The 26,627-nt window shown below is 72.1% G+C and carries 22 protein-coding genes and 1 tRNA gene; 12 read left to right on the forward strand and 11 right to left on the reverse strand.

Annotation, left to right across the window (positions count from 1 at the left end):
• Window positions 1-40 precede the first annotated feature (40 nt).
• The 5 genes from ACIBTX_RS13080 to ACIBTX_RS13100 are packed head-to-tail and all read left to right on the forward strand — an operon-like array spanning window position 41 to window position 7,654.
• Window positions 41-1,645, forward strand: a complete 1,605-nt coding sequence (locus ACIBTX_RS13080) for an acyclic terpene utilization AtuA family protein (protein ID WP_396832506.1) — start codon at window positions 41-43, stop codon at window positions 1,643-1,645.
• On the forward strand, window positions 1,642-2,838 hold the full coding sequence (locus ACIBTX_RS13085) for an acyl-CoA dehydrogenase family protein (protein ID WP_396832483.1): 1,197 nt from the start codon (window positions 1,642-1,644) through the stop codon (window positions 2,836-2,838). The genes ACIBTX_RS13080 and ACIBTX_RS13085 overlap by 4 nt, the downstream gene beginning before the upstream one ends.
• Entirely contained in the window at window positions 2,835-4,436 is a 1,602-nt protein-coding gene (locus ACIBTX_RS13090) for an acyl-CoA carboxylase subunit beta (protein ID WP_396832484.1), read from the forward strand. Before ACIBTX_RS13085 ends, ACIBTX_RS13090 begins: the two co-directional genes overlap by 4 nt.
• A 12-nt stretch (window positions 4,437-4,448) precedes the next feature.
• Entirely contained in the window at window positions 4,449-6,491 is a 2,043-nt protein-coding gene (locus tag ACIBTX_RS13095; protein WP_396832485.1) for a biotin carboxylase N-terminal domain-containing protein, read from the forward strand.
• Complete coding sequence (locus ACIBTX_RS13100) at window positions 6,491-7,654, forward strand: acyl-CoA dehydrogenase (RefSeq protein WP_357132837.1); 1,164 nt, start codon at window positions 6,491-6,493, stop codon at window positions 7,652-7,654. Before ACIBTX_RS13095 ends, ACIBTX_RS13100 begins: the two co-directional genes overlap by 1 nt.
• On the opposite strand, the gene ACIBTX_RS13105 is transcribed toward ACIBTX_RS13100, so the two are convergent.
• The gene (locus ACIBTX_RS13105; protein WP_357132839.1) at window positions 7,648-8,745 is read right to left on the reverse strand and encodes a hypothetical protein; all 1,098 of its coding nucleotides are present in this window, start codon (window positions 8,743-8,745) and stop codon (window positions 7,648-7,650) included. The two genes, ACIBTX_RS13100 and ACIBTX_RS13105, sit on opposite strands and share 7 nt — an antisense overlap.
• The gene (locus ACIBTX_RS13110) at window positions 8,742-9,683 is read right to left on the reverse strand and encodes a transporter substrate-binding domain-containing protein (RefSeq protein WP_357132841.1); all 942 of its coding nucleotides are present in this window, start codon (window positions 9,681-9,683) and stop codon (window positions 8,742-8,744) included. The genes ACIBTX_RS13105 and ACIBTX_RS13110 overlap by 4 nt, the downstream gene beginning before the upstream one ends.
• Before the next feature lie 169 nt (window positions 9,684-9,852).
• Here ACIBTX_RS13110 and ACIBTX_RS13115 point away from each other — a divergent pair, with 169 nt between their 5' ends.
• Window positions 9,853-10,194 (forward strand): hypothetical protein, encoded by a 342-nt coding sequence (locus ACIBTX_RS13115; RefSeq protein ID WP_357132843.1) that lies wholly within the window; start codon window positions 9,853-9,855, stop codon window positions 10,192-10,194.
• On the opposite strand, the gene ACIBTX_RS13120 is transcribed toward ACIBTX_RS13115, so the two are convergent.
• The 7 genes from ACIBTX_RS13120 to ACIBTX_RS13150 all read right to left on the reverse strand — a co-directional run bounded on the left by ACIBTX_RS13120 (window position 10,181) and on the right by ACIBTX_RS13150 (window position 18,091).
• Window positions 10,181-11,689 carry a serine/threonine-protein kinase gene (locus ACIBTX_RS13120; RefSeq protein WP_357132845.1) on the reverse strand — a complete coding sequence of 503 codons (1,509 nt, stop codon included), beginning with the start codon at window positions 11,687-11,689 and terminating at the stop codon, window positions 10,181-10,183. The two genes, ACIBTX_RS13115 and ACIBTX_RS13120, sit on opposite strands and share 14 nt — an antisense overlap.
• A gap of 30 nt (window positions 11,690-11,719) precedes the next feature.
• On the reverse strand, window positions 11,720-12,175 hold the full coding sequence (locus ACIBTX_RS13125) for a hypothetical protein (RefSeq protein ID WP_396832486.1): 456 nt from the start codon (window positions 12,173-12,175) through the stop codon (window positions 11,720-11,722).
• Between the two features lie 146 nt (window positions 12,176-12,321).
• Window positions 12,322-15,951, reverse strand: coding sequence for an adenylate/guanylate cyclase domain-containing protein (locus tag ACIBTX_RS13130; RefSeq protein WP_357392909.1), 3,630 nt, complete (start codon window positions 15,949-15,951; stop codon window positions 12,322-12,324).
• Complete coding sequence (locus tag ACIBTX_RS13135; protein ID WP_396832487.1) at window positions 15,948-16,775, reverse strand: MBL fold metallo-hydrolase; 828 nt, start codon at window positions 16,773-16,775, stop codon at window positions 15,948-15,950. Before ACIBTX_RS13135 ends, ACIBTX_RS13130 begins: the two co-directional genes overlap by 4 nt.
• A gap of 113 nt (window positions 16,776-16,888) precedes the next feature.
• Complete coding sequence (locus ACIBTX_RS13140) at window positions 16,889-17,350, reverse strand: RidA family protein (protein WP_355052533.1); 462 nt, start codon at window positions 17,348-17,350, stop codon at window positions 16,889-16,891.
• A gap of 55 nt (window positions 17,351-17,405) precedes the next feature.
• On the reverse strand, window positions 17,406-17,561 hold the full coding sequence (locus tag ACIBTX_RS13145; RefSeq protein WP_007466198.1) for a DUF4177 domain-containing protein: 156 nt from the start codon (window positions 17,559-17,561) through the stop codon (window positions 17,406-17,408).
• 44 nt (window positions 17,562-17,605) lie between these two features.
• Complete coding sequence (locus ACIBTX_RS13150) at window positions 17,606-18,091, reverse strand: hypothetical protein (protein WP_357132853.1); 486 nt, start codon at window positions 18,089-18,091, stop codon at window positions 17,606-17,608.
• A 900-nt stretch (window positions 18,092-18,991) separates the two neighbouring features.
• Here ACIBTX_RS13150 and ACIBTX_RS13155 point away from each other — a divergent pair.
• Genes ACIBTX_RS13155 through ACIBTX_RS13165 form a run of 3 tightly spaced genes read left to right on the forward strand, consistent with a single transcriptional unit; the run spans window position 18,992 to window position 21,717 of the window.
• Window positions 18,992-19,507, forward strand: coding sequence for a hypothetical protein (locus tag ACIBTX_RS13155; protein ID WP_396832507.1), 516 nt, complete (start codon window positions 18,992-18,994; stop codon window positions 19,505-19,507).
• Between the two features lie 26 nt (window positions 19,508-19,533).
• Window positions 19,534-20,511: an ArsA-related P-loop ATPase gene (locus ACIBTX_RS13160; protein WP_357132855.1), complete on the forward strand. Its 978-nt coding sequence runs from the start codon at window positions 19,534-19,536 to the stop codon at window positions 20,509-20,511.
• A gap of 57 nt (window positions 20,512-20,568) precedes the next feature.
• On the forward strand, window positions 20,569-21,717 hold the full coding sequence (locus ACIBTX_RS13165) for an ArsA-related P-loop ATPase (protein WP_357132857.1): 1,149 nt from the start codon (window positions 20,569-20,571) through the stop codon (window positions 21,715-21,717).
• A gap of 6 nt (window positions 21,718-21,723) precedes the next feature.
• Here ACIBTX_RS13165 and ACIBTX_RS13170 read toward each other — a convergent pair whose 3' ends face one another.
• Entirely contained in the window at window positions 21,724-22,044 is a 321-nt protein-coding gene (locus tag ACIBTX_RS13170; RefSeq protein WP_355052537.1) for a WhiB family transcriptional regulator, read from the reverse strand.
• Between the two features lie 403 nt (window positions 22,045-22,447).
• Here ACIBTX_RS13170 and ACIBTX_RS13175 point away from each other — a divergent pair, with 403 nt between their 5' ends.
• Complete coding sequence (locus ACIBTX_RS13175; RefSeq protein WP_357132859.1) at window positions 22,448-24,886, forward strand: penicillin-binding protein; 2,439 nt, start codon at window positions 22,448-22,450, stop codon at window positions 24,884-24,886.
• Between the two features lie 87 nt (window positions 24,887-24,973).
• Here the strand turns inward: ACIBTX_RS13175 and ACIBTX_RS13180 are convergent, their stop codons facing one another.
• Complete coding sequence (locus ACIBTX_RS13180; RefSeq protein WP_355052539.1) at window positions 24,974-25,429, reverse strand: GatB/YqeY domain-containing protein; 456 nt, start codon at window positions 25,427-25,429, stop codon at window positions 24,974-24,976.
• A gap of 25 nt (window positions 25,430-25,454) precedes the next feature.
• Between ACIBTX_RS13180 and ACIBTX_RS13185 the strand changes: the two genes are divergently transcribed.
• Together ACIBTX_RS13185 and ACIBTX_RS13190 are read left to right on the forward strand one after the other, a co-directional pair.
• Window positions 25,455-26,348 carry a metallophosphoesterase gene (locus ACIBTX_RS13185; protein WP_357132861.1) on the forward strand — a complete coding sequence of 298 codons (894 nt, stop codon included), beginning with the start codon at window positions 25,455-25,457 and terminating at the stop codon, window positions 26,346-26,348.
• Window positions 26,349-26,507: 159 nt separating this feature from the next.
• Window positions 26,508-26,584, forward strand: a tRNA-Pro gene (locus ACIBTX_RS13190).
• Window positions 26,585-26,627: the final 43 nt, after the last annotated feature.

Raw genomic sequence — 26,627 nt, forward strand, 5'->3', positions numbered from 1 at the left:
CTCCGGCTTCTACGGTGACCGGTTCACCGCCTGGCGGGAGATGCTCGACGGCGGCGAGCTGGACGTGCTGACCGGCGACTACCTGGCCGAGTTGACCATGCTGATCCTCGGTCGGGACCGGCTCCGCGACCCCGACCTCGGCTACGCGAAGACGTTCCTGCGCCAGGCGGAGACGTGCCTCGGCACGGCCCTCGACCGGGGGGTGCGGGTCGTGACCAACGCGGGCGGGTTGAACCCGGCCGGACTGGCCGCCGCCATCGAGGCGCTCGCCGGCCGCCTGGGCCTGGCGGTGCGGGTCGGGTACGTCGAGGGCGACGCCCTCCAACGGGCCGACGCGCTCACCGCGAACGCGTACCTGGGCGCGTTCGGGATCGCCGCCTGCCTCGACGCCGGGGCCGACGTGGTCGTGACGGGTCGGGTCACCGACGCGTCGCTGGTGGTGGGCCCGGCCATCGCGCGGTACGGGTGGAGTCGCGACGATCTCGACGAGCTGGCCGGGGCCACCGTCGCGGGGCACCTCCTCGAGTGCGGCGCACAGGTCACCGGCGGCAACTTCAGCTTCTTCACCGAGCTGCCCGACGGCGGGCACCGGCCCGGATTCCCGATCGCCGAGGTGCGCCCCGACGGTTCCGCTGTGCTCACCAAGCATCCGGGCACCGGTGGCGCGGTCACCGTGGAGACCGTCACCGCCCAGCTGTTGTACGAGGTCGGCGGGCCGGCGTACCTGGGGCCGGACGTGGTCACCCGGCTGGACACGGTGACCCTGCACCCCGACGGACCGGACCGGGTGCGCGTCACCGGCGTACGGGGTACCCCGCCGCCGCCCACGCTCAAGGTGGGCGTCAACAACCTCGGCGGCTTCCGGAACTCGATGACGTTCGTCCTGTGCGGCCTCGACATCGAGGCGAAGGCGGCCCTGGTACGGGGGCAGATCGCCGAGGCGGTCGGCAGCGCCGGGCTGGAGTTCACCCTCGCCCGCACCGACCACCCCGACGCCGCCGACACCGAGGCGGCCAGCGCCCTGCTGCACGTACACCTGCGCGACAGTGACCGGACGCGGGCCGGGCGGGTCTTCTCGGCCGCCGCCGTGGAGCTGGCACTGGCCTCGTACCCGGGTTGCACGCTGACCACCCTGCCGGGCGACGCGACCCCGTACGGCGTCTTCACCGCCGACACCGTGCCGCAGGACGAGGTAGCGCAGGTGGCGGTCCTGCCCGGCGGCGAACGGGTGTCGATCGCCCCGCCGGTCCGCACGGCCCCGATCGCGCCGGACGAGGCGGCGTCGGCTGGCGACGCGGCGGTCACCGGCCCGACCCGGCGCGGAGCGCTGGGTGAGCTGGTCGGCGCGCGCTCGGGCGACAAGGGCGGGGACGCCAACCTCGGCGTCTGGGCGCGCTCCGATGCCGGGTACGCGTGGCTGCGCGCCTGGTTGACCGTCGAGCGGCTGGCCGGGCTGCTGCCGGAGACGGCGCCGCTGGCCGTCCGGCGCTACGAGCTGCCGAACCTGCGCGCGGTGAACTTCGTGATCGAGGGCCTGCTCGGGGCCGGGGTCGCCGCGTCCACCCGGTTCGACCCGCAGGCCAAGGCGCTCGGTGAGTTGCTCCGCGCGCGAATCGTCGACCTACCGGCGGAGGTCGCCCGATGAGCATCGTGGACACGCCGGAGCGTCGACAGCTCCGTGAGTTGACCCGGGCGTTCGTCACCCGGGAGGTGCTGCCGCACCTGGACGACTGGGAGCGGGCCGGCGAGGTCCCCCGGGCCCTGCACGCCACGGCCGCGAAGCTGGGCCTGCTCGGCATCGGCTTTCCCGAGTCGGTCGGTGGCAGCGGCGGCGACCTGCTCGACTCGATCATCGTGACCGAGGAGCTGATCCGTTCCGGCGGATCGTCCGGGCTGGTCGCGGCCCTGTTCACGCACGGCATCGCGCTGCCGCACATGGTCGCCGCCGCCGGTGCCCGCACCGGCGGATCGTTTGGCGGTCGCCTCACCGGCGTCCCGTCCCCGGGTGACGACGGCCTGATCGAGCGGTACGTCCGACCCACCCTGGCCGGCACGATGATCGGCGCCCTGGCCATCACCGAGCCGGACGGCGGTTCGGACGTGGCCGGCATCCGCACGACCGCCCGCCGGGACGGCGACCGCTACGTGGTGAACGGGTCGAAGACCTACATCACCAGCGGTCACCGGGCCGACTTCGTGACCACGGCGGTGTGCACGGACTTCCCGGGAAGCGGCAACCTGACCCTGCTCGTGATCGACAAGGATTCGCCCGGGTTCACCGTGGGACGCCGGTTGGAGAAGTTGGGTTGGCACTGCTCGGACACCGCTGAGCTGTCCTTCGTGGATGTACGGGTGCCGGTTACCAACCGGATCGGCGCGGAGAACACCGGCTTCCTGGCGATCATGCAGCACTTCGCGGCGGAGCGGCTCTCGCTGGCGACGCAGGCGTACGCGACCGCGCAACGCTGTGTGGAGCTGGCGGTGCGCTGGTGCCGGGACCGGCAGACCTTCGGGCGTCCGCTGGTCAGCCGGCAGGTGGTCCGGCACCGGTTGGCCGAGATGCACACGCGGGCCGAGGCGGCCCGGTCGTACGTCCACGAGGTGGCCGCCCGGGTGGCTGCGGGCGAGCCCGTGGTGACCGAGGTGGCGATGGCGAAGAACGTGGCCGTGGCCGCCTGCGACCACGTCGTCGACCAGGCGTTGCAACTGCACGGTGGCTTCGGCTACCTGCGCGACGCCGAGGTGGAGCGGCACTACCGCGACGCGCGGATCCTCGGCATCGGCGGCGGCACCACCGAGATCATGAACGAGATCATCGCGAAGGGCATGGGCTTGTGACCATTCTGGACAGCGCGATCGACCCGGCCGCGCCCGGATACGCGGCGAACCGGGCGGCCCTGGTGGAGCGGCTGGCCGAGTTGGACGCCGCGCTTGACCAGGCGCGCGCGGGCGGCGGCGAGAAGTACGTGTCGCGGCACCACGCACGCGGCAAGCTGCTGCCCCGGGAGCGGATCGAGTTGCTGGTCGACGCCGACAGTCCGTTCCTCGAACTGTCGCCGGTCGCCGCGTACGGCACGGACTTCCCGGTGGGGGCCAGCGTGGTCACCGGCATCGGGGTCGTCGAGGGCGTGGAGTGCCTGATCGTCGCCAACGATCCGACGGTACGCGGCGGCGCGGTCAATCCATGGTCCCTGGCGAAGACCCGGCGGGCCGGCGAGATCGCCCTGGCCAACCGGCTGCCCATGGTCAACCTGGTCGAGTCGGCCGGGGCGGACCTGCCCACGCAGGCGGAGATCTTCATTCCCGGCGGTCGGGTGTTCCGTGACCTGACCCGCCTCTCGGCGGCGGGCATCCCCACGGTCAGCGTGGTGTTCGGCAACGCGACGGCCGGTGGCGCGTACGTGCCCGGGATGTCGGATCACGTGATCATGATTCGGGACCGGTCACAGGTCTACCTGGCCGGGCCACCACTGGTGAAGATGGCGACCGGAGAGGTCACCGACGACGAGTCGCTGGGCGGCGCGGCGATGCACGCCGGCACGTCCGGGTTGGCCGACTACCTGGCCGAGGACGAGCGCGACGGCATCCGCCTGGCCCGTCAGTGCGTACGCCGACTGAACTGGCGCAAGCGGGGTCCCGCGCCGCGGACGGCGGTGCCCCGGCCGCCGAAGTACGACCCGGAGGAGCTGCTGGGCATCGTCAGCTCCGATCTGAAGGTGCCGTTCGACCCGCGTGAGGTGCTGGCCCGCATCCTGGACGGCAGTGACTTCGACGAGTTCAAGCCGGCGTACGGGGACTCGCTGGTCACCGGCTGGGGCGAGCTGCACGGTTATCCGGTTGGCGTGCTGGCCAACGCGCGGGGGGTGCTGTTCAGCGCGGAGGCGCAGAAGGCGGCCCAGTTCATCCAGCTCGCCAACGCCTCCGACACCCCGTTGATCTTCCTGCAGAACACCACCGGCTACATGGTCGGCACCGAGTACGAGCAGCGCGGCATCATCAAGCACGGCGCGCTGATGATCAATGCCGTGTCCAACTCGACGGTGCCGCACCTCACGGTGAACCTCGGGGCCTCGTACGGGGCCGGCAACTACGGCATGTGCGGTCGGGCGTACGAGCCGAGGTTCCTGTTCACCTGGCCGAACGCCAAGTCGGCGGTGATGGGTCCGGCACAGCTCGCCGGGGTGCTGTCGATCGTGGCCCGACAGGCCGCCGCCGCCCGTGGACGTGACTACGACGAGGAGTCCGACGCGGCGATGCGGATGATGGTCGAGCAGCAGATCGAGTCGCAGTCGGGCGCGCTGTTCCTCTCCGGCCGGCTCTACGACGACGGGGTGATCGACCCTCGGGACACGCGTACCGTCCTCGGCCTCTGTCTATCGGCGATCCACAACGGACCGGTCAGGGGCGCCGACGGCTTCGGCGTCTTCCGGATGTAGAGGGAGTCGCCAATGATCACCAGACTGCTCGTGGCCAACCGGGGCGAGATCGCCCGCCGGGTCTTCGCCACCTGCCGGGCGATGGGCGTGCAGACCGTCGCCGTGCACTCGGACGCGGACGCCGACGCGCCCTTCGTCGCCGAGGCCGACCAGGCGGTCCGGCTGCCGGGCGCCACGCCGGCCGAGACGTACCTGCGGGTGGATCTCCTCCTGGACGCGGCGCGGCGCAGCGGCGCGGACGCCGTCCACCCGGGTTACGGGTTCCTCGCCGAGAACGCCGAGTTCGCGGCGGCGGTGACCGACGCGGGTCTGACCTGGGTCGGTCCGCCGGCCAAGGTCATCGCCGCGATGGGTGACAAGCTGGCGGCGAAGGCGCTGCTCGCCGAGGCGGGCGTGCCGATGCTGCCGAGCTGGACCGACGTCGACCAGGTCACCGACTTCCCGGTGCTGGTGAAGGCGTCCGCCGGCGGCGGTGGCCGGGGCATGCGGATCGTCCGGGACGCGGCCGAGCTCGCCGAGGCCGTCGCCTCCGCGCGGCGCGAGGCGGCTTCGGCGTTCGGTGACGGCACGGTCTTCATCGAGCGGTACGTCGAGCACGGCCGGCACGTCGAGGTGCAGATCCTCGGCGACACCCACGGGACCGTGCAGGTGCTCGGCGTCCGGGAGTGCTCGATCCAGCGCCGGCACCAGAAGATCATCGAAGAGGCGCCCGGTCTCGTGTCAGCCGAGGTGCGGGAGCGTCTGCACGAGGCCGCCGAGGCCGCCGGACGAGCTGTCGACTACGTGGGCGCGGGCACTGTCGAGTTCCTGCTGACGCCCGACGGGGCGGTCTACTTCCTCGAGATGAACACCCGACTCCAGGTGGAGCATCCGGTCACCGAACTGACCACTGCGGACGGGCTGGACCTGGTCCGGATGCAGGTGCTGGTGGCCGAGGGTGAGCCGCTGCCGGCGCAGCACCACGATCCCGACACCCGTGGCCACGCGATCGAGGTGCGGCTCTGCGCCGAGGAGCCGACGCAGGGTTGGCGGCCCGCCACCGGCACCCTGCACCGCTTCCAGGTGCCGGGCGTGGACCGCGAGTTCGGCTCGATCCAGCGGGCGGGCCTGCGACTCGACTCCGGCGTGGTGGCCGGCTCGGTGGTAAGCGTGCACTACGACTCGCTGCTGGCCAAGGTGATCGCCGTGGCCCCGACCCGGTCCGAGGCCATCCGCGCGCTCGCGGGCGCGCTGGCGCGGGCCGAGATTCACGGCGTCGCCACCAACCGGGATCTGCTGGTCCGGGTGCTGCGCAGCCCGGAGTTCACGGCCGGCGAGATCGACACCGGCTTTCTGGACCGGCACCCGGAGGTCTTCGCGCCGCTGCTCCCCGCCGACCAGCTCCCGGTCACCGCGCTCGCCGCCGCGTTGGCCGGCGCCGCACACCGCCGATCGACCGCACCGGTGCTCGCCGGCCTCCCCTCCGGTTGGCGCAACGTGCCGGCCGTCGGACAGGTCACCCGCTTCACCGGTCCGGACGGCGAGATCGAGGTCCACTACCGGCTCGACCGCACCGGCGGCCTGGTCGATTGGTCCGTCGCGCAGCACGCCGACCCGGACGACCCCGACGGACGCCGCGCCGCCGGCCAACCGGGCGCCCCTGACGGGAGCGCCGAGCGGCAGGTGGTCGAGCTGGTCGAGGCCAACCCGGACCGCGTGGTCCTCGACGTCGACGGGGTGCGGCGGTCGTACCGCGTACACCGGGTGGGGTCGGAGGTCTTCGTGGACGGCCCGGACGGGGCGGCGAGCCTGGCCGAGCTGCCGCGTCTGCCCCTGCCGACCGCGGAGCTGGCCGCCGGTTCGCTGCTCGCGCCACTGCCCGGCGCGGTGACCCGGGTGCACGTCGAGGTCGGCCAGCGTGTCGCGGCCGGCGACCTTCTGCTCACCCTCGAAGCGATGAAGCTGGAACATCCCGTGCTCGCCCCGACCGACGGCGTGGTCGCCGAACTGCCGGTGTCCGCCGGTGGTCAGGTACGGACGGGCGACGTGCTGGCCGTTATCGGAAAGGACCACTGATGAACTTCGACCTCACTTCCGAACAGGACCAGTTGCGCGACGCGGTACGGGCGCTCGGCCGCCGGTACGGGCACGGCTACTTCGTCGAGAAGGCGAAGGCCGGTGAGCACACCACCGAGCTGTGGGCCGAGGCGGGCCGGCTCGGCTACCTGGGGGTCAACATCCCCACCGAGTACGGCGGTGGGGGCGGCGGCATCACCGAACTGGCAATCGTCTGCGAGGAGTTGGCGGCGGCCGGCTGCCCGCTGCTGCTGTTGGTGGTGTCCCCCGCCATCGCGGCCACCGTGATCGCCCGACATGGCACCGAGGAACAGCGCAAACGGCACCTGCCCGGTCTCGCCGACGGCTCGGCGAAGATCGTCTTCGCGATCACCGAGCCGGAGGCCGGATCCAACTTCCACCGCCTCGGCACGGTGGCCCGCCGCGACGGCGACGACTGGGTGCTCAACGGCCGCAAGTGCTACATCTCCGGGGTCGACGAGGCGGGTCACGTGCTCGTCGTCGCGAGGACGGAGGACTCCGCCACCGGGAAGCTCAAGCCCGCGCTCTTCATCGTGCCGACCGACGCGGCCGGGCTGACCCGGTCCAAGCTGGACATGGAGATCGTGTCCCCGGAGAACCAGTTCCTGCTCTACCTGGACGACGTGCGGGTGCCCGCCGACGCGCTGGTCGGCGAGTCCCTCGACGCCGGGTTGCCGGCCCTGTTCAGCGGGCTCAACCCCGAGCGGATCACGGTGGCGGCGATGGGTGCCGGCACCGGCCGGTACGCCATCGAGCGCGCCAGCGAGTACACCGCCACCCGCAAGGTCTGGGGTGGCCGGAGCATCGGCTCGCACCAGGGGGTGTCGCATCCGCTGGCGCACGCGGCCGTGCAGGTGGAGCTGGCCCGCCTGATGATCCAGAAGGCGGCCACGCTGTACGACGCCGGCCGTGACCTGGAGGCCGGGGTGGCCGGCAACATGGCCAAGTACGCGGCCGGCGAGGCCGCCGCGCTCGCCGTGGACACCGCCGTGCAGGCCCTCGGCGGGGCCGGCATGACCACCGAGTACGGGGTGGCGACGCTGTTGGGCGCGGTGCGGGCGGGTCGGATAGCCCCGGTCAGCCGGGAGATGATCCTCAACTTCGTCGCCCAGCACGTCCTGGGTCAGGAGAAGTCCTACTGAGGCGCGGCGGGCGGCCCGGGGGCGCGGCAGGCGGCGTCGATGCGGTACACCGGGCGGACGCGGCGGCCCAGCCCTTCCAGCAGCGAGTCCTCGACGTGGAAGTCGTGGATGCGCAGCCGGTGCCGGGGCAACTCCTCCTCGCTCGGGCAGAGCACCTGCGCCCGGACGAGTCCGACGGGCACGTACCGGACCCCACCCCGCTCCTGCAGGATCACCATGTTGACGTCGTCGGTGGTCACCACGTGCCCTCGTACGTCCTCGGTCGGGCCGTTCTCGGCGCCCACCGTGGTGACGGTGAGCGGTAGGACCGGTGTGCTGATCACCGGCAGCGCGGCCCAGAGCAGCATGGCCAGCACCGCCACCTCGGTCACCGACGCCAGCGGACGGATGACCACGCCGGGCAGCGGCCCGGCGATGAACAGCGCCAGCACCGGCGGGACCGTCAGCAGCGCCAGCACCAGCAGGTCACCCTCCGCGCCGGCGGCGCGCAGCGTGGGCACCATCAGCCACCCGTACCCGGCGAACAGCGCGATGATCGCCAGGAACCGGGGTACGACCCATTCGTGCAACCGCTCCGGCCGGAGCTGGAACGCGGCCGCGAACGCGGGCAGCAGCAGCGGCAGGTAGAGCAGCGGCCAGGTGAGCAGGGCGAGCAGAAAGCTGGCCAGCACGAACCAGGCCGGGGTGAGGTCCGCCCAGCGGGCGAAGAGTGGACGACGTCGGGTGCCGGGTGGCAGGCGCTCCACGCTCACGGCCAGCACCGCGCCGAGCGCGAAGACGGCGACCAGCCCGGTGGAGAGCAGTCGGGCCGCGGTGGTGAGGAAACCCGCGAGCAGGTTGACCGTCCCGACGTTGGCGACCAGCAACAGGGTGGTCTGTAGCTCGCCGCCCGCCTCCACGCCGAGCCGGAGCACCGAGAAGATCGCCGGCACGCCCACGACTGCGGTCCAGAACGACTGGCTGGCCCGCGCCCGCCGTTCCGACGGGTCCCAGGGCACGCGCCCGGGCTCGACCTGGGCGGTCGGCTCGACCGGCACCGCCGCACGGGGCGGTGGAACCGGGCCGTCGGTGGCGGTCGGCGTCGTGCTCACGACGAGGGCGACTTGTCGTCGAAGTCCACCAGTTTCGGCACGTTCAGCGGCTGCGGCTGACGCTTCTCGACGTGCAACCACGGCCCGAGGGTGCTGTTGTACGCGATCTGCCAGGGGCTCGCCTCCCCGTTGCGGCCCATCTGGTAGCTCTTCTGCAGGAAGTACGCGACGAGGTCACGCAGCGCGGGGTCGCCGATCGGCACGCCGATGCCCAGCAGTTCGCTGGTGCCGAACGGCATGTCGACGACCTCGAACTCCCTCGGGTAGATGGACAGGAAGCCGGCGAGGATCGTCTCGTCGGAGCTGACCGCGTCGTACCGGCCGCGCCGGATACCGTCGACGCAGTCCCCCACGTCCTTCACCACGAACGTTCTGACCTGGTGCTTCTCCAGCTCGGCCTCCGTGGTGGACCCACCGCTGGTGCAGACCTTGTAGGCCGGGTCACGCAGGTCCTCAATGGTGCGGATCTTGTCCTTGAGCCGGACCGGCACCATCACCTCCTGGGTGGTGACGAAGTACGGGCCGGCGAAGCTGACCAGCTTCTCGCGCTCCTCGGTCATCGAGAAGCTGGACACCACAAGATCCACCGTGCCGCCCTGCAGCGCCGGGATGCGGTTCTCGGTGGCCACCGACACGAACTCCAGCCGCTGCTCGCCCTGGTAGCCCAGCGAGGCCGCGATGTACTTGCCGATCTCGACGTCGAAGCCGACGTGCTGGCCGTTACGCAGGTCGCCCATCAGCGGCTCCTTGGTGGCGACGCCGATGCGCAGCGTCGACTGACCGAAGGTGTGCGACTCCCGCAGTTTCTGCTGGACCGACGGCAGATCCGGCTCCTTGCGGCTGTCGCATCCGGCCGCAGCGGCCAGGGTGAGGGTCAGAGCGACCGCCAGCGTCGTCGCGACCGAGCGGAGCCGGGACCGGGGTGGGCGTACGTTCATGGGCGACCTCGCTGACGGAGCAGCCTGCGGAACACCGAGAGTAGCGAGGCGAGTCCACTGCGTACGCGATCCGATCGGTCAGGTCGACCCAACCGTTTGATCGACGCCGCTCGGCGTGGCGGATCGCCTCTGCGGTTGACAGCGAGCCGGGCCACGACATGCTGGAAGGGTGAATCGACTCTCCAGGATCGATGCGCGGATGGTGGCGGCGGTCGCGGCCCCGGGTGCCCTCGCGCTGCTGATCCTGCTGGTCGTCCTGCGCCGGCAGGACCTTGTCGGGGTCGTTCTCGCGCTGTTGTGCGTGCTGCTGGCGACGGTCGCCACCGTCGCCGTGTCGGCCGCCCGCCAGCGTGACGAACCGGAGCCGGCGGAGCAGCCGAACCCCACCGCCCCACCGGACCTGATGCCGTACGGCATCGACGCGGACACCCTCGACGCGCTGGACAGCCGGGACGCGTTGCGTGCGGTGCGTGACCGGGGACGGACGCGCGGCGGGTTCAGCGACCGGTGAGAGTGGGGGCGGTGAGCGCGTCGACGCCCCGGCCGGCCAGGCAGCGGTAGACCCGGTCGACGTTGCCGTCGACGGGCGGCAACACCTCCAGGTGCCAGCCGGCCGGCTCGGTGATCTCGGTGGTCAGCCGGAACGTCGTGGCGCTGCACACCTGTCGTACCTGCTCGGCGGCGACCACCTCGTCGTGGTCCGCGCCCACCAGCGGCACCGGCAGGATGCCCTCGGCGTACGCCTCCCAGGTGTGCCGGCCGTCGCAGGGGACCCGGGCCGCCTCCGCACGTTCGCCGCGGATGCGCACCGGGCCGAAGCACTCCAGTTCGGGCAGACAGCGGGCGCCACTGGGCAGTGCGGTCGGCACGCCGGCGCAACCGGGCAGCGGCCCGGTTGCCGGGGCCGCGACCCGGGTCACCGAGGGGGACGGGCTGGGCGGCCCGTCACTGCTGGCCACCCAGGCGCCGGTGGTGGCGGAGGCGGCGAGCGCCAGCACGCCGGCGCCGCCGAGGAACCAGCGTCGCCGCCAGCGCCGCCCGCCGGGCACGCCGGGGCGGGTGTCCTCGACCGGTGGACGGGGACCGGGCTGGCCCGTGCCGTACAGGCCGGATCGGGGCGAGCCACCGCCGATCGAGGCGCCGCCACTGAGGGGGGCGCCACTCACCGGGGCGGCCGGCCCGCCGAACGGCAGGGTGGTGAGCAGGTCGTGCAGTTCGAGCGCGGACGGCCGCTCGCCCGGATCGTTGGCCATGCCGAGCCGCAGCACGTCGATCAGCTCGTCCGGCACGCCGGGCAGGGCGGGGATCGGCTGGTTGAACATCTCCAGCACGGTCACCAGACTGGGGTTGCGCTCGGACTGCCACCGCGGCGGTCGGCCGTGCATCACCGCGTAGAGGGTGGCGCAGAGCGCGTACACGTCGACGGCCGGCGATGGCGGGCTGTGGCTGAACATCTCCGGTGGCGCGTACGCCGGGGTGAGCACCTCCAGGGTGACCGAGGCGTCCCGGGCCTCGGCCAGTACGGCCAGCCCGAAGTCGGCAAGCACCGCCGAGTTGAAGTGTGAGTAGAGGATGTTCGCGGGCTTGACGTCCCGGTGCAGCACCCCGGCGCCGTGCGAATGGGCCAACGCGTCGGCGATCTTGATGCCGAGGTCGCGGGCCTCCACCGGCCCGAGCGGCGAGTTGCGCATCCGCTCGGCGTACGACCCGTCGCAGAGTTCCATGATCAGGTACGGGTGCTGGTCGACGGTCACGCCGACGTCGAAGAGGTCCACGACGTGCGGGTGCGACGACATCCGTCCGGCCGCCCGCGCCTCGCGCAGGAAGCGGGCCTGGTCGCGTTCGCTGTCCAGCGTGCGATTTTCGACCTTGACGGCGACCTCGCGGTCGACGGAGATCTGGGTGGCCTGGTAGACGGTGGCGTAACCACCTCGGGCAAAGACCCGCAAATCAGTCAGACCGGGCACGATCGGCACCGGCAGGCCGCCGGTCGGGGTGTCGGTCACCGCTCGAAAATACCCAACCCTGCCGGTGGCTCAGCGCACCGCGTCCGCCGAAGCGGCCGGCGCTGAAGCGGCAGAGGCGGGCGGCGCGCCCCGGCGAGCGTCCATCCGCAGGCCGACCGCGGTCGCCACCGCACCGAGCCCTTCCCACGCGGCCACGCCGAAGAACCTGTCGGGAGCGATGTCGGCCAGCACGGCGATGGTGAACACGGTGAAGGTGACCAACCGGAACACCACCGTGAACCGGTAGAACGACCGCCACTCGGTGACCGTCGCGAGCAGGTAGTAGACGCCCATGTTGAACGCCGCCATCGAGGACGCCAGCAGGAAGGTGCCGGTGTAGTCGCCGGCGGAACGCGTCGCCGGCACCTCGAACCCGAGCATGCGCAACTGCGCCTCCGGCCAGAGCAGACCGACGCCGCCCATCACGAGCGCCAGGACGCCGAAGACCGCGATGGTCCAGCCGGCGACGGAACGCGGCAGCTTCATGGTGGGCCTCCCCCAGGCACGGCGACGGTCACCACTGTGGAGCACCGCGCGGTGGTGACACGCTAGCCGCTCCCCGGGACAACCACATCCCCAGAACCGCCAAAACCCACCGAACCCCCACCCGCCCGCGGGCGACGATCATGAAGTTATTGCGTCGACACGCCGGCGTCGGTGGCAACAACTTCATGATCACCGGGCGGGGGGTTCGTGGGGGTCAGGCGTTCCTGGAGGGCTTTGGCGGCCCGTCGTTCGCTGCGCTGTTCCGTCGCGTACGCCAGGCGGACCGCCTCGTCGGCGCAGGACCGGGCCTCCTCCGGGTGGCCGCAGGCCGCCAACGCCTCGGCGAGCACGCTCGCCGCGATCACCTGACTGCGTACGTCCTCGGCGGGTGCGGCGACCGCCCGTCGGGCCCAGTCCAGCGCCTGCTCCCGCTGACCGTGGGCGAGCAGCGCCGACGCGTACCGGGCCATGGTCTGGCGGCGGGACAGGAGCAGGGAGGGCGTGGTGGCGGCGGCCGTCGCCACGGGGGCGAGCAGCCCGACCGCAGTCGCCGGATCGCCGGCCGCCAGTCGGGCGGTGGCCAGCAGCACCCGGGGCGCGACCTGCGCCGGCGCCTGCGGGTTGTGCGGCTCGACGGCCGTCAACACCGCCCGTGCGGCCTGCTCTGCGGTCTCGTGGTCGCCCATGTCCAGCGCCACGGAGCCGCGCAGCGTGCCGGCCATTCCGGTGAGCAGCGGGTGGGAGGTCTGCTCGGCGTACACCAGGGCGTCGGTGAGCAGGTCGGCCGCGTGTTCCGGCTCGCCCAGCCCACGCGCCACGACGGCCCGGACCACCAGCGCGAACCCGCGCCCCCAGTCATCGGAGGCGGCCGCGAACTCGCGGTACGCGCGGCGGGCCTCCCGGTCCGCCTCGGCCAGGTCGCCCAGCTCCGCGGTGGCGTACGCCGCGACCGCGCGCAGCGTACCCACCGCCCACGCCTCGCCCACCCGCTCGCCGAAGGGCAGGAAGACCTGCGCCAGGCGGCACGCCTCCCGCAGCCGACCGGCGAGCAGCCGGGCGAACGCGGTGGTGCCCCGCAGCCACGCCCGACCGTACGGGTCCTTCAGCTCGGCGAAGAGCCGTGCGGCCCGACCGAGCACGGCGTCGGTGCCGGCGAAGTCACCCCGGGTGGTGGTCACCCACGCCAGGTTCTGCAGCGACCAGGCCTGCCCGCGCCGATCCTGCGCGGCGAGGCTGACCTGGTACGCGGCGGCCAGCCGGCTGCTCGCCTGGCTCAGCCGACCGGCCACGAAGTCGCCCATGCCGAGCCGGCGCATGGCGGACGCGCGCAGCGTGGGCAGCCCTTCGGCGGTGGCCACCTGCAACGCCTCCTGCCAGGCGGCCTCCGCCCGGCCCTGCTCACCGAGGGTCTGCTGGGCCTGCCCGGCGAGCAGCAGGGCGCTGGCCCGGGTGGCGTCGTCTCCCGCGTTCGCGGCGATCTTCTCGGCGAAGGCGAGCGCGTCCACCACCCGACCGATCTGCAGCAGCGCGCGGGCGTGCACCACCCGGTCGGTCGCCGGCACCCCGTCGCGAGCCAGTTCGCTGGCGCGTTCGGCGTACTCGACGGCGAGGGCGGGCTCCCCGGCGGACAGTGAGCGGCGGGCGGCCCGGCCGAGTGCGGCGATCCCGAGCGGGACCACGGCGCGGGCCGGCGCGTCCGGTCGCAGTTTCACCGCGTCGGCGAGCGTGGCCGCCCGCTGCACGTGTGCGGCGACGAAGTCGTCGCGGGCCTCCTCCGAGAAGCCGCCCGCGGTGACACCCTCGGCCGGCGCGGCCCAGCGGGCCAACGCGGCGTGCCGCTCGGCCAACTCCGCCTTGCTCACCCCGGCGTACGCGGCCTCCCGCATGAGCGGGGTGGCGAACGCGTACCCGGAGCGGGTGCGGTGCAGCATGCGGCGTTGCAGCAGCTCCTCGACGGCGCGGTCGAACTCGACGGCGACCACCGCCGACGGCCTCCCGTCCCGGCGCTGCTCGCGGAGCGCTTCCAGCGCGCCCGTCGGCACGGTGTCGCCGACGACGGCGGCGTCGCGCAGCACGGAACGGGCGTCCGGAGGCAGCGCGTCGATCCGGGCGGCGAGGACGGCCGCGAGGTCCCGCGAGAGCAGCCGGCTGCCCAGCGAGCCGGGCACCAACCGCCAGCCGGACGAGTCCTGGTCCCGCGTGCCGGCGGCGGTGGTCAGCGCACCGCGCTCGATCAGCAGGGTGACCAACTCGGCCAGGTAGAACGGGTTGCCCTGGGCGGTGGCGAGCAGCCGGTCGGCGTCGGCCGGCGGCAACTTCCCGCCGCCGAGATAGCTGGTCAGCAGGCGGGCCGCGTCGGCGCCCCGCAGCGGCGGCAGGGAGTGCACCTCGGCGTCCGCGACACGGGTCAACGCACCGGCGGTACGGACCAGTTCGGGGCGGCCGAGCAGCAGGACGAGCACCGGGCCGGTGAGTCGGGAGAGGGTCGACCCGAGGGCGCTGATGGTCTCGGCGGTCGCGTCGTGCAGGTCGTCCACCACGATCACCAGCGGCGCTTCCGAGGCGAGCCCGCTGAGCAGGTCGGCCACGGCGTTCGGCACCGCCTCGGCGTCGGCGGCCGCCGCACCCGCGGCGCCCCACTCGCCGTTGTCGGTGCCGGAGTGCGCGGGCAGTTCGGCGTAGCCGAGCAGGGCGAGCAGTTGGTCGTTGGCGATCGGAGCCGTCTCACCCGAGCGGGCGAGACGCTGGCCGAGTCGGCGTAGCCGCTCCTCCACGGCCGGCCGGGTCAGCGCGGTGGCGGCGTCGCTGGGGAGACCGACGGCGGCACGGACCAGGTCGGCCAGGGGCGCGAGCCGACGCCGCTCGCCGAAGGCGGCGCAGCGTACCGACAGCACCCGCGCGCCGGTGTGCGCCGCGTACCGGCCGGCGCCCACGTCGTACCCGGCCGCGAGGCGCTCCACCTCGGCGGCGAACCGGGACTTGCCGATGCCCGCCTCGGCGGTCATCAGCAGCACCCGCGGGTCACCCTGGTCGATCACCTCGGCGAGTCGGCCGGCGACCCGCCCGATCTCGGTCTCCCGGCCCACGTAGGGCGCCTCGTCGCCGAGACCCGAGCGGGTGCCCGGCGCGTCCAACAGGCCCAGCAGCTCGTACGCCTCGACCGGTTCCCGCTTGCCCTTGAGCCGCAGCGGGCGCAGCGCCCGCCAGGAGGCGACGTGCCGGGTGGCGGCGGCGGTACGCCCGCCGGCGTAGACCGCGCCGACGGCAGCGGCGTCGGCCAGCCGGGCGGCGGTGTTCACCGTGTCGCCGATGACCGTGTACTCGATGGCGGCCTGGATACCCGCGATGACGTCGCCCGTGTTCAGGCCGACCCGCAGACCGAGCGGCGCGCCGCCGCCCCGCTCGTCGTCGAGCACCCGGCGCACCGCCCGCTGCATCGACAGGGCGGCCCGGACGGCCCGCTCGGCGTCGTCCTCGTGCGCCACCGGGGCCCCGAAGACCGCCATGATCCCGTCGCCGGTCAGCTTGTCGACGTGCCCGCCGAAGGTCTTGACGGCACCGGCCAGGGCGGCGAGCACGCGGTCGGTGACCGCGCCGACGCGTTCCGGGTCGAGGTCCTCCGACCAGGAGGTGAATTCGGAGAGGTCACCGAAGAGAACGGTGACGACCCGGCGCTCGGCCGCCGGCAACGTGGCGGCCGCCGGTAGCGCGGCGCCGCAGTTGTGGCAGAACCGTGCGCCGGGGACGGCGACAGTTCCGCACACCGGGCAGGTCACGTGTGCTCCAACCCACTGACCCCCGGCGCGGATTCCCCGCTGTCGACGCCCAGATATTCGAGCTGGGCACGGACCGACCATTCCGCCGCCCACCAGAGCGAGCGGTCCACGTCCGCGTAGACCGCCGCCACCACGTCGGCGGGCGTCCGGGCGCCGGCGTCGACCGCCGACCGGACCTGGTCGAGCCGGGCCCGCCGGTGGGCGAGGTAGAACTCGGCGGCGGCGGCGCAGTCGGCCAGCGCCGGGCCGTGGCCCGGCAGCGCCGCGATCCCGGTGTACGCGGACAGCAGCTCGAGGCTGCCCAGGTAGTCGCCGAGGTTCCCGTCCGGGTGGGCTACCACCGTCGTGCCCCGGCCCAGGATGGTGTCACCGGTGAGCACCACCCGCTCGTCGCCGCACTCGATGAGGAAGCAGACCGAGTCGGCGGTGTGTCCGGGAGTGTTCAGCAGGCGGATGCCGAGGGTGTCGTCGAGCGTGGTCTCGGCGCTCAGTGGCGTACCGCCGATGGTGTGCGCCGGGTCGGCGGCGAGGACCGGCGCACCGACCAGCTCACGCAGGCGGGCGGCGCCCTCGGTGTGGTCCGGGTGGCCGTGGGTGATGAGGATCAGGCCGATCGGGCCGTGCTCCGCGATCCGCTTCAGGTGCCCCTCGTCGGCCGGCCCGGGGTCGACCACCACGGCGTGGTCGGCGTCGGGCGCGCGCAGCACCCAGGTGTTGGTCCCGTCGAGGGTCATCGGCCCCGGGTTCGGCGCGCGCAGCAGCGAAACCCACGCCGGCAGCTCGCCAGCCAATGCCGCCACGGCCCCCGTCACGTGCCCGCTCATGGCTGCGATCGTACGACCCCGCCCGACACTCCCCGCGATCTTGCACTTCCTGCTGCTACTTCATGCCTGTTCACGGCATTCGTCGGGACAGGAAGTGCAAGATCGCGGTGGGGTCAGGCGACCTCGACGATCAGTTCGATCTCCACCGGGGCGTCCAGGGGGAGTTCGGCCACGCCTACCGCGCTTCTCGCGTGACGGCCGGCCTCGCCGAAGACGGTGCCGAACAGGTCGGAGGCACCGTTGATCACGGCGGGCTGGCCGATGAATCCGGGGGCCGAGGCCACGAAACCGGTCACCTTGACCACCTTGACCACGTTCTCCAGGCCGACCAGCGAGTCGACCGCCGCCAGCGCGTTGAGCGCGCACCGCTGGGCGAGATCCTTGGCCTGCTCGGCGGAGATCCCCGCGCCGACCTTGCCGGTCGCCAGGAGCTTGCCCTCGGCGATGGGCAGCTGGCCCGAGACGTACACGTGCTGCCCGGACTGCACGGCCGGCACGTAGCTGGCCACCGGCGGCACCACGTCGGGCAGTTCGAGGCCCAACTCGGCGAGCTTCGCGTGGGGGCCGTTGCTCATCGCGTCACCTCGTCGTTCGCGATCGCGGAGCGTCGCCGCGCCGGAGTCCCGGCGCTCACGCCTTGGGCCGCTTCAGGTACGCCACGAGCTGGTCCGGATTCGGGCCGGGGACCACGGCGACGAGTTCCCACCCGTCCTCACCCCAGTTGTCGAGGATCTGCTTGGTCGCGTGGACCAGCAGAGGGACCGTGGAGTATTCCCACTTCTGCATCGCTGGAGGGCTCCCTCGTGGTGCGGACTTCGTCGAGGCACAGCCTACGGTCCGCTGGCCGGGCGGGGCGCGGGACGTTGCTCCGGCGTGGCCGGCAGCTCTCCACAGGGCCCCTCGTGCCCGTACCCCTGCGGGCAACGCGAGCGGTCGGGCAGCAACAGGTCGCAGAAGACCCGGTGCCGGTTGTTCTGGTCGTCCGCGTTGGACACGGTCGTCTCACCCGCGTCCAGTTCCGGCAGGAAGCCCAGCGACACCGCGACCCGCCCGGCCAGCAGGGTCGCCGCCGCCAGATCGGGCACCCGGATCGGCAGATGGATGACGAAACCCGGCTCGTCGTCGTCCCGCGACCGCTCGACCGGTCGGTTCGACGCTCGGGCGATCTCCGGCGGCTCCGAAACCCGGCGGTACGACCGCTCGTTGATGGGCAGGTTGCCGACCAGCCCGCCGGCCACCTCACCCGTGGACCCGAGCCGCCGTTGCCGATCGTTCGTCGGGAACTGGGTGCGAGGGATGTTGTCCGCGTCGCGCATGAACTGCCTCCGGTCGTACCTCTCGGATCACGCTTCCGGTCGGGTTCAACCAACCGTTCCGGTCCCCCGCACCGGGACGAAGGTAGGTCCAGGGGGGCGGTCTCGCCAACAGGACGCGCACGATCAGTCACCCAGAGTCACATATGTGACAGACCGGGGGCAGGAATCCCGACTGCGTCGGATGTCACCATCCGCTTCTCCGGCTCGAGAAGTGACGTACGGCGCGGTAGGGGCGACACCGAACCGGCGGTCGGCCGCTACCCTCTCGGTCGGACGGTCGCGCAGCGCCCGGCCGCCCGCTCGATCTCGCTCGGCGCCCGGGGTGGCGGCCGGGCGCCGCACCCCCGGGGGAACGAGATGACCCAACCGCCCAGCGGCGACCAGGCCGGCCCGCGCGCTCTTCCGCCGGCCCACCCGGACCCCACCGGCCAGCCCGACGCGGCGACCAGCCCCGGACAGTCCGACCCGACGACCTCCACCGGTGAGTCCGGCTCGCCGACCACACCGGCCCAGCCCGCTATCCCGGCCCAGCCCGGCCCGTCGGCCCAGCCCGGCCAGCCCGCCGGGGCCAGCCCGCCGGCGTTCCCCGCTCAGAGCGCCGGGTCCGGCCCATCCGCCCCCGGCGGGCAGCTCGCCCTCCCCGGCCAGCCCTTCTCCGGCCAGCCAGTCCCCGGTCAGCCCCTCTCCGGCCAGCCCGTCTCCGGTCAGCCACTCTCCGGTCAGCCACTCTCCGGCCAGCCTGTCTCCGGTCAGCCACTCTCCGGCCAGCCCGTCTCCGGCCAGCCACTCTCGTCCGGTCAGCTCGGGGCAGGGGCGTTTCCCGCGCAGCCCGGAGCGTCGGCCGCGCCCGCCCCGCCCGGTGGCGTCCCGCAGAACGGGGGCCCGGCCGACACGTCGGCGCTGCCCGTCTCCCCGGGCGCGATTCCGCCGCCCCCGCCCGGCTACCCGCCGTACGCCGGCACCGCCGAGCCGAAGAAGAAGCGCGGTCTGCTGATCGCGGTCATCGCGCTGGCCGTGATCATGGTGCTCTGCGTCGGTGGTGGCGTCGTGACGTTCCTGACCCTGCGCAACGCCGAGTCCGGCGAGGGCGCGAAGGAGCCGGCGGTCGCCGTCGACGAGTTCCTCACCGCCGTCTACAAGGATCGGGACGCCGGCAAGGCCGCCGAGCACGTCTGCGCCGCCTCGCGCGACGACAAGAAGATCGCCGCCAAGGTGGCCGAGGTGGAGAAGTACGCCGCCACGTACCAGAACCCCCGATTCAAGTGGACCACCCCGAAGGTCGACAACCAGACCGGCGACCGGGCCACCGTCTCCACCCGGGTCACCATGACCACGGCCGACGAGAAGGTTGCCGACCAGGACCTGCGCTTCACGGTGGTGCAGAAGACGGGTTGGTGGGTCTGCGAGGTCGCGTGACCCGTCGCCCTGGATAGGCTCGACAGGTGCGTGCACCTGAGCGGCCGTCCGACCCGGCCGGTAGCGGATGGTCGGCCCGCCTCCACGTCGTGACCGGCAAGGGCGGCACCGGCAAGACCAGCGTGGCGGCGGCGCTGGCCCTGGCGCTGGCCGCCGGTGGCCGGCGCACCCTGCTGGTGGAGGTCGAGGGCCGACAGGGCATCGCCCAACTCTTCGGCCTCGACCCGATGCCGTACGAGGAGCGACACCTCGCCGACGCGCCGGACGGCGGTGAGGTGCGCGCGCTCGCGGTGGACGCCGAGGAGGCCCTGCTCGAATACCTCGACATGTTCTACAAGCTGGGCGCGGCGGGGCGGGCGCTGCGCAAGCTGGGGGCCATCGACTTCGCCACCACCATCGCCCCGGGCCTGCGGGACGTGCTGCTCACCGGCAAGGTGAAGGAGGCCACCACCCGTACCTCGGGGCAGCGGCGCGCGTACGACGCCGTGGTGCTGGACGCCCCGCCCACCGGTCGGATCGGTCGTTTCCTCAACGTGACGGCCGAGACGGCCCGGCTCGCCAAGGTCGGCCCGATCAAGACCCAGAGCGAGGGGGTCTCCGCCCTGCTGCGCTCCCCGATGACGGCCGTGCACGTGGTCACGCTCCTGGAGGAGATGCCGGTGCAGGAGACGGTCGACGCCATCGCCGACCTGACCTCCCTCGGCTTCGGCATCGGGAAGGTGATCGTCAACGGCGCCCGGCCCTCGTTGCCGGCCGGACCGGCGGTCACCGCGGCGGACCTGCGGCGGGGTCTGGTCGCCGCTGGACTGCCGGCTGATCAGGACATCGTGGCCGGATTGCACGACGAGGCACGGGACCAGCTCATCCGGCGCGAACTGGAGGATTCCCTCCGCGCCGACCTGGTGGAGCTGGGGCTGCCGATGGTCGAGCTGCCGTTGCTGCCGGACGGGGTGGACCGGACGGGCCTGGCGACCCTGGCCCAGGCCCTCGTCCACGCCGATTGACTCACACCTGAGCGCAGCACGGGCGCATGGACCGACGCGGCCCGATACGCTCGATTGGTGCCTTCCGAAGACGCGGCGCCGCAGCTGGACGTCGACCAGATCCTCGCCGACCCGGGCGTGCGGATCGTCGTGTGCTGCGGTGCCGGCGGGGTGGGAAAGACGACCACGGCCGCCGCGCTGGCGCTGCGGGCCGCCGAGCAGCACGGCCGCCGCACGGTGGTGCTCACCATCGACCCGGCCCGCCGGCTCGCCCAGTCGCTGGGCCTGACCGAGCTGGACAACACGCCCCGGCAGGTCAAGGGCATCGACGTCGAGGCCAGCGGCGGTGAGTTGCACGCCATGATGCTGGACATGAAGCGCACCTTCGACGACGTGGTCCTTGCGCACACCGACCCGACGAAGGCCGCGGAGATCTTCGCGAACCCGTTCTACCAGGCCATGAGCTCGACGTTCGCCGGCACCCAGGAATACATGGCGATGGAGAAGCTGGGCCAGTTGCACGCGCGCGGCGAGTGGGACCTGATCGTGGTGGACACCCCGCCGTCCCGCTCGGCGCTGGACTTCCTGGACGCGCCGGCCCGACTCTCCCGCTTCCTCGACGGTCGGATGCTGCGCCTGCTGCTGGCACCGGCGCGCAGCGGCGGGCGGAGCATGTTCAGCCTGGTCACGGCGTCGTTCGGGATGTTCTCGAAGGTGGTGCAGAAGGTCCTCGGCGCGCAGCTGCTCACCGACCTGTCCGGCTTCGTGGCCGCACTCGACTCGATGTTCGGGGGCTTCCGGCAGCGGGCCGAGCAGACGTACCGGATCCTCCAGGCGGGGGAGACGGCCTTCCTGCTGGTCGCGACGCCGGAGCCGGACGCGGTCCGGGAGGCCGCCTACTTCGCGGGCCGCCTGCGCGAGGAGAAGATGCCGCTCGCCGGCCTGGTGCTCAACCGGGTGCACCGCCCGGTGGTTCCGAAGCTGGACGCCGAGCGGAGTCGCGCCGCCGCGGAGCGGTTGGCGGAGCTGGGTGGACACGAGGGCACCGCCGACGTGCTGCGGGCGCACGCGGCGCTGGCGCGTCAGGCGGTACGCGAGCAGCAGGTCGCCGCGCGGTTCACCGAGGCGTTCCCGGCGGTGCCGGCGGTGTCGGTGACGGCGCAGCCCGCCGACGTGCACGACGTCGACGGGCTACGGACGATCGGCGCGGCGATCAGCCGGTCGTGAGCGGCGTCAGGTTGCCGCGGTGACCAGGATCTTGTCCTTGCCGGCCTGGTCCTTGCTGTTCTTCTTCATCGCTGCCTCGAACATCTTGCGCCAGCTCGTCACCTGCGGGTGACGACGCAGCAACGCTCGGCGTTCCCGTTCGGTCATACCGCCCCACACACCGAACTCGATCCGGTTGTCCAGCGCGTCGGCCAGGCACTCGTACCGAACTGGGCAGCTTCGGCAGATCCGCTTGGCCACGTTCTGTTCGGCGCCCTGTACGAACAACGCGTCCGGGTCCCCGTTCTGACACGCCGCCAGCGACGGCCAGTCAGTGATCATGCCCATGTGTACTCGTCCCCCCTTGCAGTACCTACCGACCTCGTTGCACGGCAGCCGGCAATTTCCCCCCGATCGCCCGGCTCACCTTCCCCAAGGCGGCGCGGACGACATGTGGCGCTGTCGCCGCCATCATCATGCTCTGTAGTCGACTGATTACGCAACGTTGTCGGCGAAATCCATCATTCCGGACACTCCCGGCTTCCCGGGCTCTCGACCGCCGGTTACCCCGCCGAGGTCCACGAAAACGCTGCGCCGCCTTCACCAAACGGAGGAGACTCACGCCGATCACACGCAACCTCGTACCGGGGGTCATGCGTTTAGCACAACGAGGGCAGCGCGCGCAGGAAATGGGGAAAGACGCCCAGGCGCCCCTCGTTCCCTACTCGCGTACCATGCCGAGGTGACCTGGATGCGGAAACGTGACCACAATGTGCTGACCAACGCCGCATCGCTGGCCATCTGCGGCCTGTTGGCCGGCGTGGTGGTCGCTGCGGCGGCCTTCCCCGCGGTGGCGATGTCCGGACTGGCCGCGAAGGCCGGCGCTGAGACATTCGGCAACCTGCCAACGGAGCTGACGGTGGCCCGCGCGCCACAGATCAGCTATCTGTTGGCCTCGGACGGCAAGACACCGCTTGCGACGATGTATGACGAGAACCGCCGCGACGTGAAGCACGCCGACATCTCGCCGTACATGATCAAGGCCATCATCGCGGCCGAGGACCACGACTTCTACAAGCACAACGGCGTCGACATCAACGGTGTCGCCCGCGCGTTCGTCAACAACCAGAACGAGAGCGCCGGCCGCCAGGGCGCCTCGACGCTGACCATGCAGTACGTCCGGCTGGCGATCGCCTACTCGGCCACCCACCCGGCCGACGTGGTGGCGGCGACCGAGGACACCAGCGCCCGCAAGCTCCGCGAGATGCGCCTCGCCCTGCAGGTCGACAAGGAGTTCTCCAAGGACGAGATCCTGACCCGCTACCTCAACCTCGCCTCGTTCGGCAATGGCGCGTACGGCATCTACGCGGCCAGCCAGGTCTACTTCGGCAAGCCGCCGAGCAAGCTGAAGATCGAGGAAGCGGCGCTGCTGGCCGGCATGGTCAAGGCCCCGACGACGAACGACCCGACCACCAAGAGCGGTTACCCGCTGGCGCTGGACCGTCGTAACTACGTCATCCAGAACATGGTCGACACCAAGGCCATCACCCAGCAGGAGGCCGACGCCGCCAAGGCGGTCAAGCTGAAGGTCCAGGACAAGCGCACCCCGAACGGCTGCGTCGCCACCAACGTCAACAGCTGGGGCTTCTTCTGCGACTACTTCTACCGCTGGTGGATGCAGCAGCCGACGTTCGGCTCGACGCCGTACGACCGTGAGCGCCGGCTCAAGAGCGGCGGCTACACCGTCGTGACGTCGATCGACGTGCAGGCGCAGAAGGGCGCGGACAAGGCGGTCCGCAAGTCCAAGAGCGAGAACAGCAAGGAAGCCGCCATGGTCGCCGTGGTCGAGCCGGGCACCGGCCGGGTGCGGGCGCTCGCGGTCAACCGGCAGTTCAAGCTGGACGACCCGAAGCACCCGAAGAACAAGATCTCCAGCGATCCGGCGAAGAGCAAGCGGGGCATCAAGGGCAACTACCCGGCGACGGTCAACCCGCTGCTCACCGGCGGTGACGGCATCGCCGGCTACCAGGCCGGCTCGACGTTCAAGATCTTCACGATCGTGGCGGCCCTGGAGAAGGGCGTCCCGCTCAGCTACTCGATGAACGCGCCGCAGCAGTTCAAGTCGGAATACATCATCGACAGCAGCAGCGAAGCGGCCTGCCCCGGCACCCACTTCTACTGCCCGACCAACTCCGGCAAAAAGGCCGGTGGCGTGCAGAACATGTGGACCGCGTTCGCCCAGTCGGTCAACACGTACTTCGTGCCGCTGCAGCAGCAGGTCGGCGCGGAGAACGTGGTCGACGTCGCCAAGCGGGCCGGCATCCAGTTCCGGGCCAGCAACGACGCCAAGTTCGCCGCCACCAAGGACGCGGCCCACCAGTGGGGCGCATTCACCCTGGGCGTCTCCTCCACCACGCCGCTGGACCTGGCCAACGCGTACGCGACCCTCGCGGCGGACGGCAAGTACTGCGAGCCGATCCCGGTGCAGGAGATCCGCGACCCGGAGGGCAAGAAGCTGGACATCGCCAACCCGCGCTGTGAGAAGCGGTTCAGCACCGAGGTGGCCCGCGCCGCCGTCGACGCCGCCCGCTGCCCGGTCGGCGACAACTCCAAGACCAGCAAGTGCGGCAGCAGCCGTACGGCCGCCGCGGTGAAGGGCATCGTCGACGCGCCGGTGGCCGGCAAGTCCGGCACCACCGACTCGGAGAAGACGGCCGCGCTGGTCGCGATGACCAAGCAGTACGCGGTGGCCGGCATCATGGCCGACCCGGACTGGCCGCAGACGAACGTCAAGATGAAGCACTCCGAGAAGGACGGCATCAACCCGCCGGTGTACGAGACGCTGCGGGACGCCATGAAGGGCAAGCCGCGCATCAACTTCGAACCCCCGGGCCAGAAGATCTCCGAGGGTGACCAGCGCAGCATCCCCGACGTGAAGTGCCAGCCGGTCGACACCGCGAAGTCCCGGATCAAGGGCGCCGGCTTCGAGCCGGTCGTGTCCGAAACGAAGGTGGCGTCGTCCTGCCCGGCGGGCACCGCCGCCGGCACCAGTCCGGACGGGCGCACCATCAAGGGCGGCGTGGTCACCATCCAGATCAGCACCGGCGCCGGCGGCACTCCGCCGGACAGCAACAAGCCCGGGCAGCCCGGCAACCCGCCCGGCCGCCCCGGTAACCGTCCGGGCGGCTGAGGCCCGGCGACACCTGCGAACGGGCGGGCACCCTCTCTCGGGGGTGCCCGCCCGTTGCGTTGGGTCGAACCGGAGCCGCGTGGCGGATCAGAGGCCGAGCTGTCGCCGTACCTCGGCGGCCACCCGACCCCCCTCGGCCTGGCCGGCCACCGCGGCCTGGGCCGCCTTCATGGCCGGGCCCATCTGGGCCTTCCCGGTGAAGCCGCCCGCGGCGAGCGCCCCCGCGACCAGGTCGGTCAGCTCGGCATCCGAGAGCTGCTTGGGCAGGTAGCGGTCCAGCACCTCGCCCTCGGCGGTCTCCTTGGCGGCCTGCTCGGTGCGGCCCGCGTCGGCGAAGGCGGTGGCCGCCTCCCGGCGCTTCTTGGCCTCCTTGGTCAACACCGCGAGCACCTCGTCGTCGGTGAGCTCGCGCTTGGCCTTGCCGGCCACCTCGGCGGTGCCGACGGCGGCCAGGGCCATCCGCAGCGTGGAGGTCGTCAGCTCGTCGCGCGCCTTGAGCGCGGAACGCATGTCGGCGGTGAGGCGGTCCTTCAGCGTGCTCATGGACGGTCAAACTACCCTGAACGCCATGCGAAAGCGCACACTATTCCGCCTCGCCGCCGGAACCGCAGCGGTTGGAGCGACCACCCTCGCGTACGCGTCGCTCGTCGAGCGCAACCTGTTCACCCTGCGGCGGTACGACGTGCCGATGCTCCCGGCCGACGCGGAGCCGCTGCGCGTGCTGCACCTGTCGGATCTGCACATGATGCCCAACCAGGCCCGCAAACAGCGCTGGGTGGCGTCGCTGGCCGCCCTGGACCCCGACCTGGTGGTGGTGACCGGCGACAACATGGCGCACCCCGGGGCGGTGCCGGGCGTGCTGCGGGCGCTACAACCGCTGCTGGACTATCCGGGGGCGTTCGTGTTCGGCTCCAACGACTACACCGGTCCGGTGCTGAAGAACCCCTTCAGCTACTTCCTGCCCGAGCGGGAGTACACCGAGGGCGTCGAGTTGCCCTACGAGGAGCTACGCCAGGTCTTCACCGGCGCCGGCTGGGCAGACCTGAACAACGCCCGGACGAGCCTCAAGGCCGGCGGTCGCGAGCTGGACCTCGTCGGCGTCGACGACCCGCACATCGACCGGGACGACTACCCGGCCGTGTCGGGTCGGGTGGCGTCCTCCGCCGATCTGTCCATCGCCGTGACGCACTCCCCCGAGCCGCGGGTGCTCGACCAGATGGCCGCCGACGGCTTCGGCCTCCTGTTGGCCGGGCACACCCACGGCGGGCAGGTCTGCGTCCCGGGGTACGGGGCGCTGGTCACCAACTGCGGCCTGCCCCGCTCGATGGCGCGCGGTCTGCACCGATGGCCGGGCTCGGACTCGTGGCTGCACGTCTCCGCCGGCCTCGGCACCCACCCGACGGCCCCGGTCCGCTTCGCCTGCCCACCGGAGGCGAGCATCCTGACCCTGATCCCCCGCTAGGCTTGATCGACTCGACTTCCCGCAAACCGGCCCATCCGCCCGGACCGGACACCGCGCTTTCAAAGAAGGCGTGTCGATCACCCTCGTGACCGGGCTGGGGCGGCGGGGGTACCGAGTTTGACCATCGGAGCGGGTGGGCTACTATTTGTCGGCACGCCTCGGGGTGTGGCGCAGCTTGGTAGCGCGCTTCGTTCGGGACGAAGAGGTCGTCGGTTCGAATCCGGCCACCCCGACCAGAGGTAAGAGGGCACATCCGATCGATCGGATGTGCCCTCTGCG

This window comes from Micromonospora sp. NPDC049359 (genome assembly GCF_044466585.1).
Classification (GTDB): Bacteria; Actinomycetota; Actinomycetes; order Mycobacteriales; family Micromonosporaceae; genus Micromonospora.

Coding starts and splice junctions, on each gene's coding strand:
- ACIBTX_RS13080 (WP_396832506.1), top strand. CDS start 41: ATGCTCGACGGCGGCGAGCTGGACGTGCTGACCGGCGACTACCTGGCC.
- ACIBTX_RS13170 (WP_355052537.1), bottom strand. CDS start 22,044: ATGGGCATGATCACTGACTGGCCGTCGCTGGCGGCGTGTCAGAACGGG.
- ACIBTX_RS13125 (WP_396832486.1), bottom strand. CDS start 12,175: ATGAAGCTGCCGCGTTCCGTCGCCGGCTGGACCATCGCGGTCTTCGGC.
- ACIBTX_RS13135 (WP_396832487.1), bottom strand. CDS start 16,775: ATGAGCGGGCACGTGACGGGGGCCGTGGCGGCATTGGCTGGCGAGCTG.
- ACIBTX_RS13100 (WP_357132837.1), top strand. CDS start 6,491: ATGAACTTCGACCTCACTTCCGAACAGGACCAGTTGCGCGACGCGGTA.
- ACIBTX_RS13175 (WP_357132859.1), top strand. CDS start 22,448: ATGCGGAAACGTGACCACAATGTGCTGACCAACGCCGCATCGCTGGCC.
- ACIBTX_RS13145 (WP_007466198.1), bottom strand. CDS start 17,561: ATGCAGAAGTGGGAATACTCCACGGTCCCTCTGCTGGTCCACGCGACC.
- ACIBTX_RS13185 (WP_357132861.1), top strand. CDS start 25,455: ATGCGAAAGCGCACACTATTCCGCCTCGCCGCCGGAACCGCAGCGGTT.
- ACIBTX_RS13110 (WP_357132841.1), bottom strand. CDS start 9,683: ATGAACGTACGCCCACCCCGGTCCCGGCTCCGCTCGGTCGCGACGACG.
- ACIBTX_RS13150 (WP_357132853.1), bottom strand. CDS start 18,091: ATGCGCGACGCGGACAACATCCCTCGCACCCAGTTCCCGACGAACGAT.
- ACIBTX_RS13180 (WP_355052539.1), bottom strand. CDS start 25,429: ATGAGCACGCTGAAGGACCGCCTCACCGCCGACATGCGTTCCGCGCTC.
- ACIBTX_RS13140 (WP_355052533.1), bottom strand. CDS start 17,350: ATGAGCAACGGCCCCCACGCGAAGCTCGCCGAGTTGGGCCTCGAACTG.
- ACIBTX_RS13095 (WP_396832485.1), top strand. CDS start 4,449: ATGATCACCAGACTGCTCGTGGCCAACCGGGGCGAGATCGCCCGCCGG.
- ACIBTX_RS13085 (WP_396832483.1), top strand. CDS start 1,642: ATGAGCATCGTGGACACGCCGGAGCGTCGACAGCTCCGTGAGTTGACC.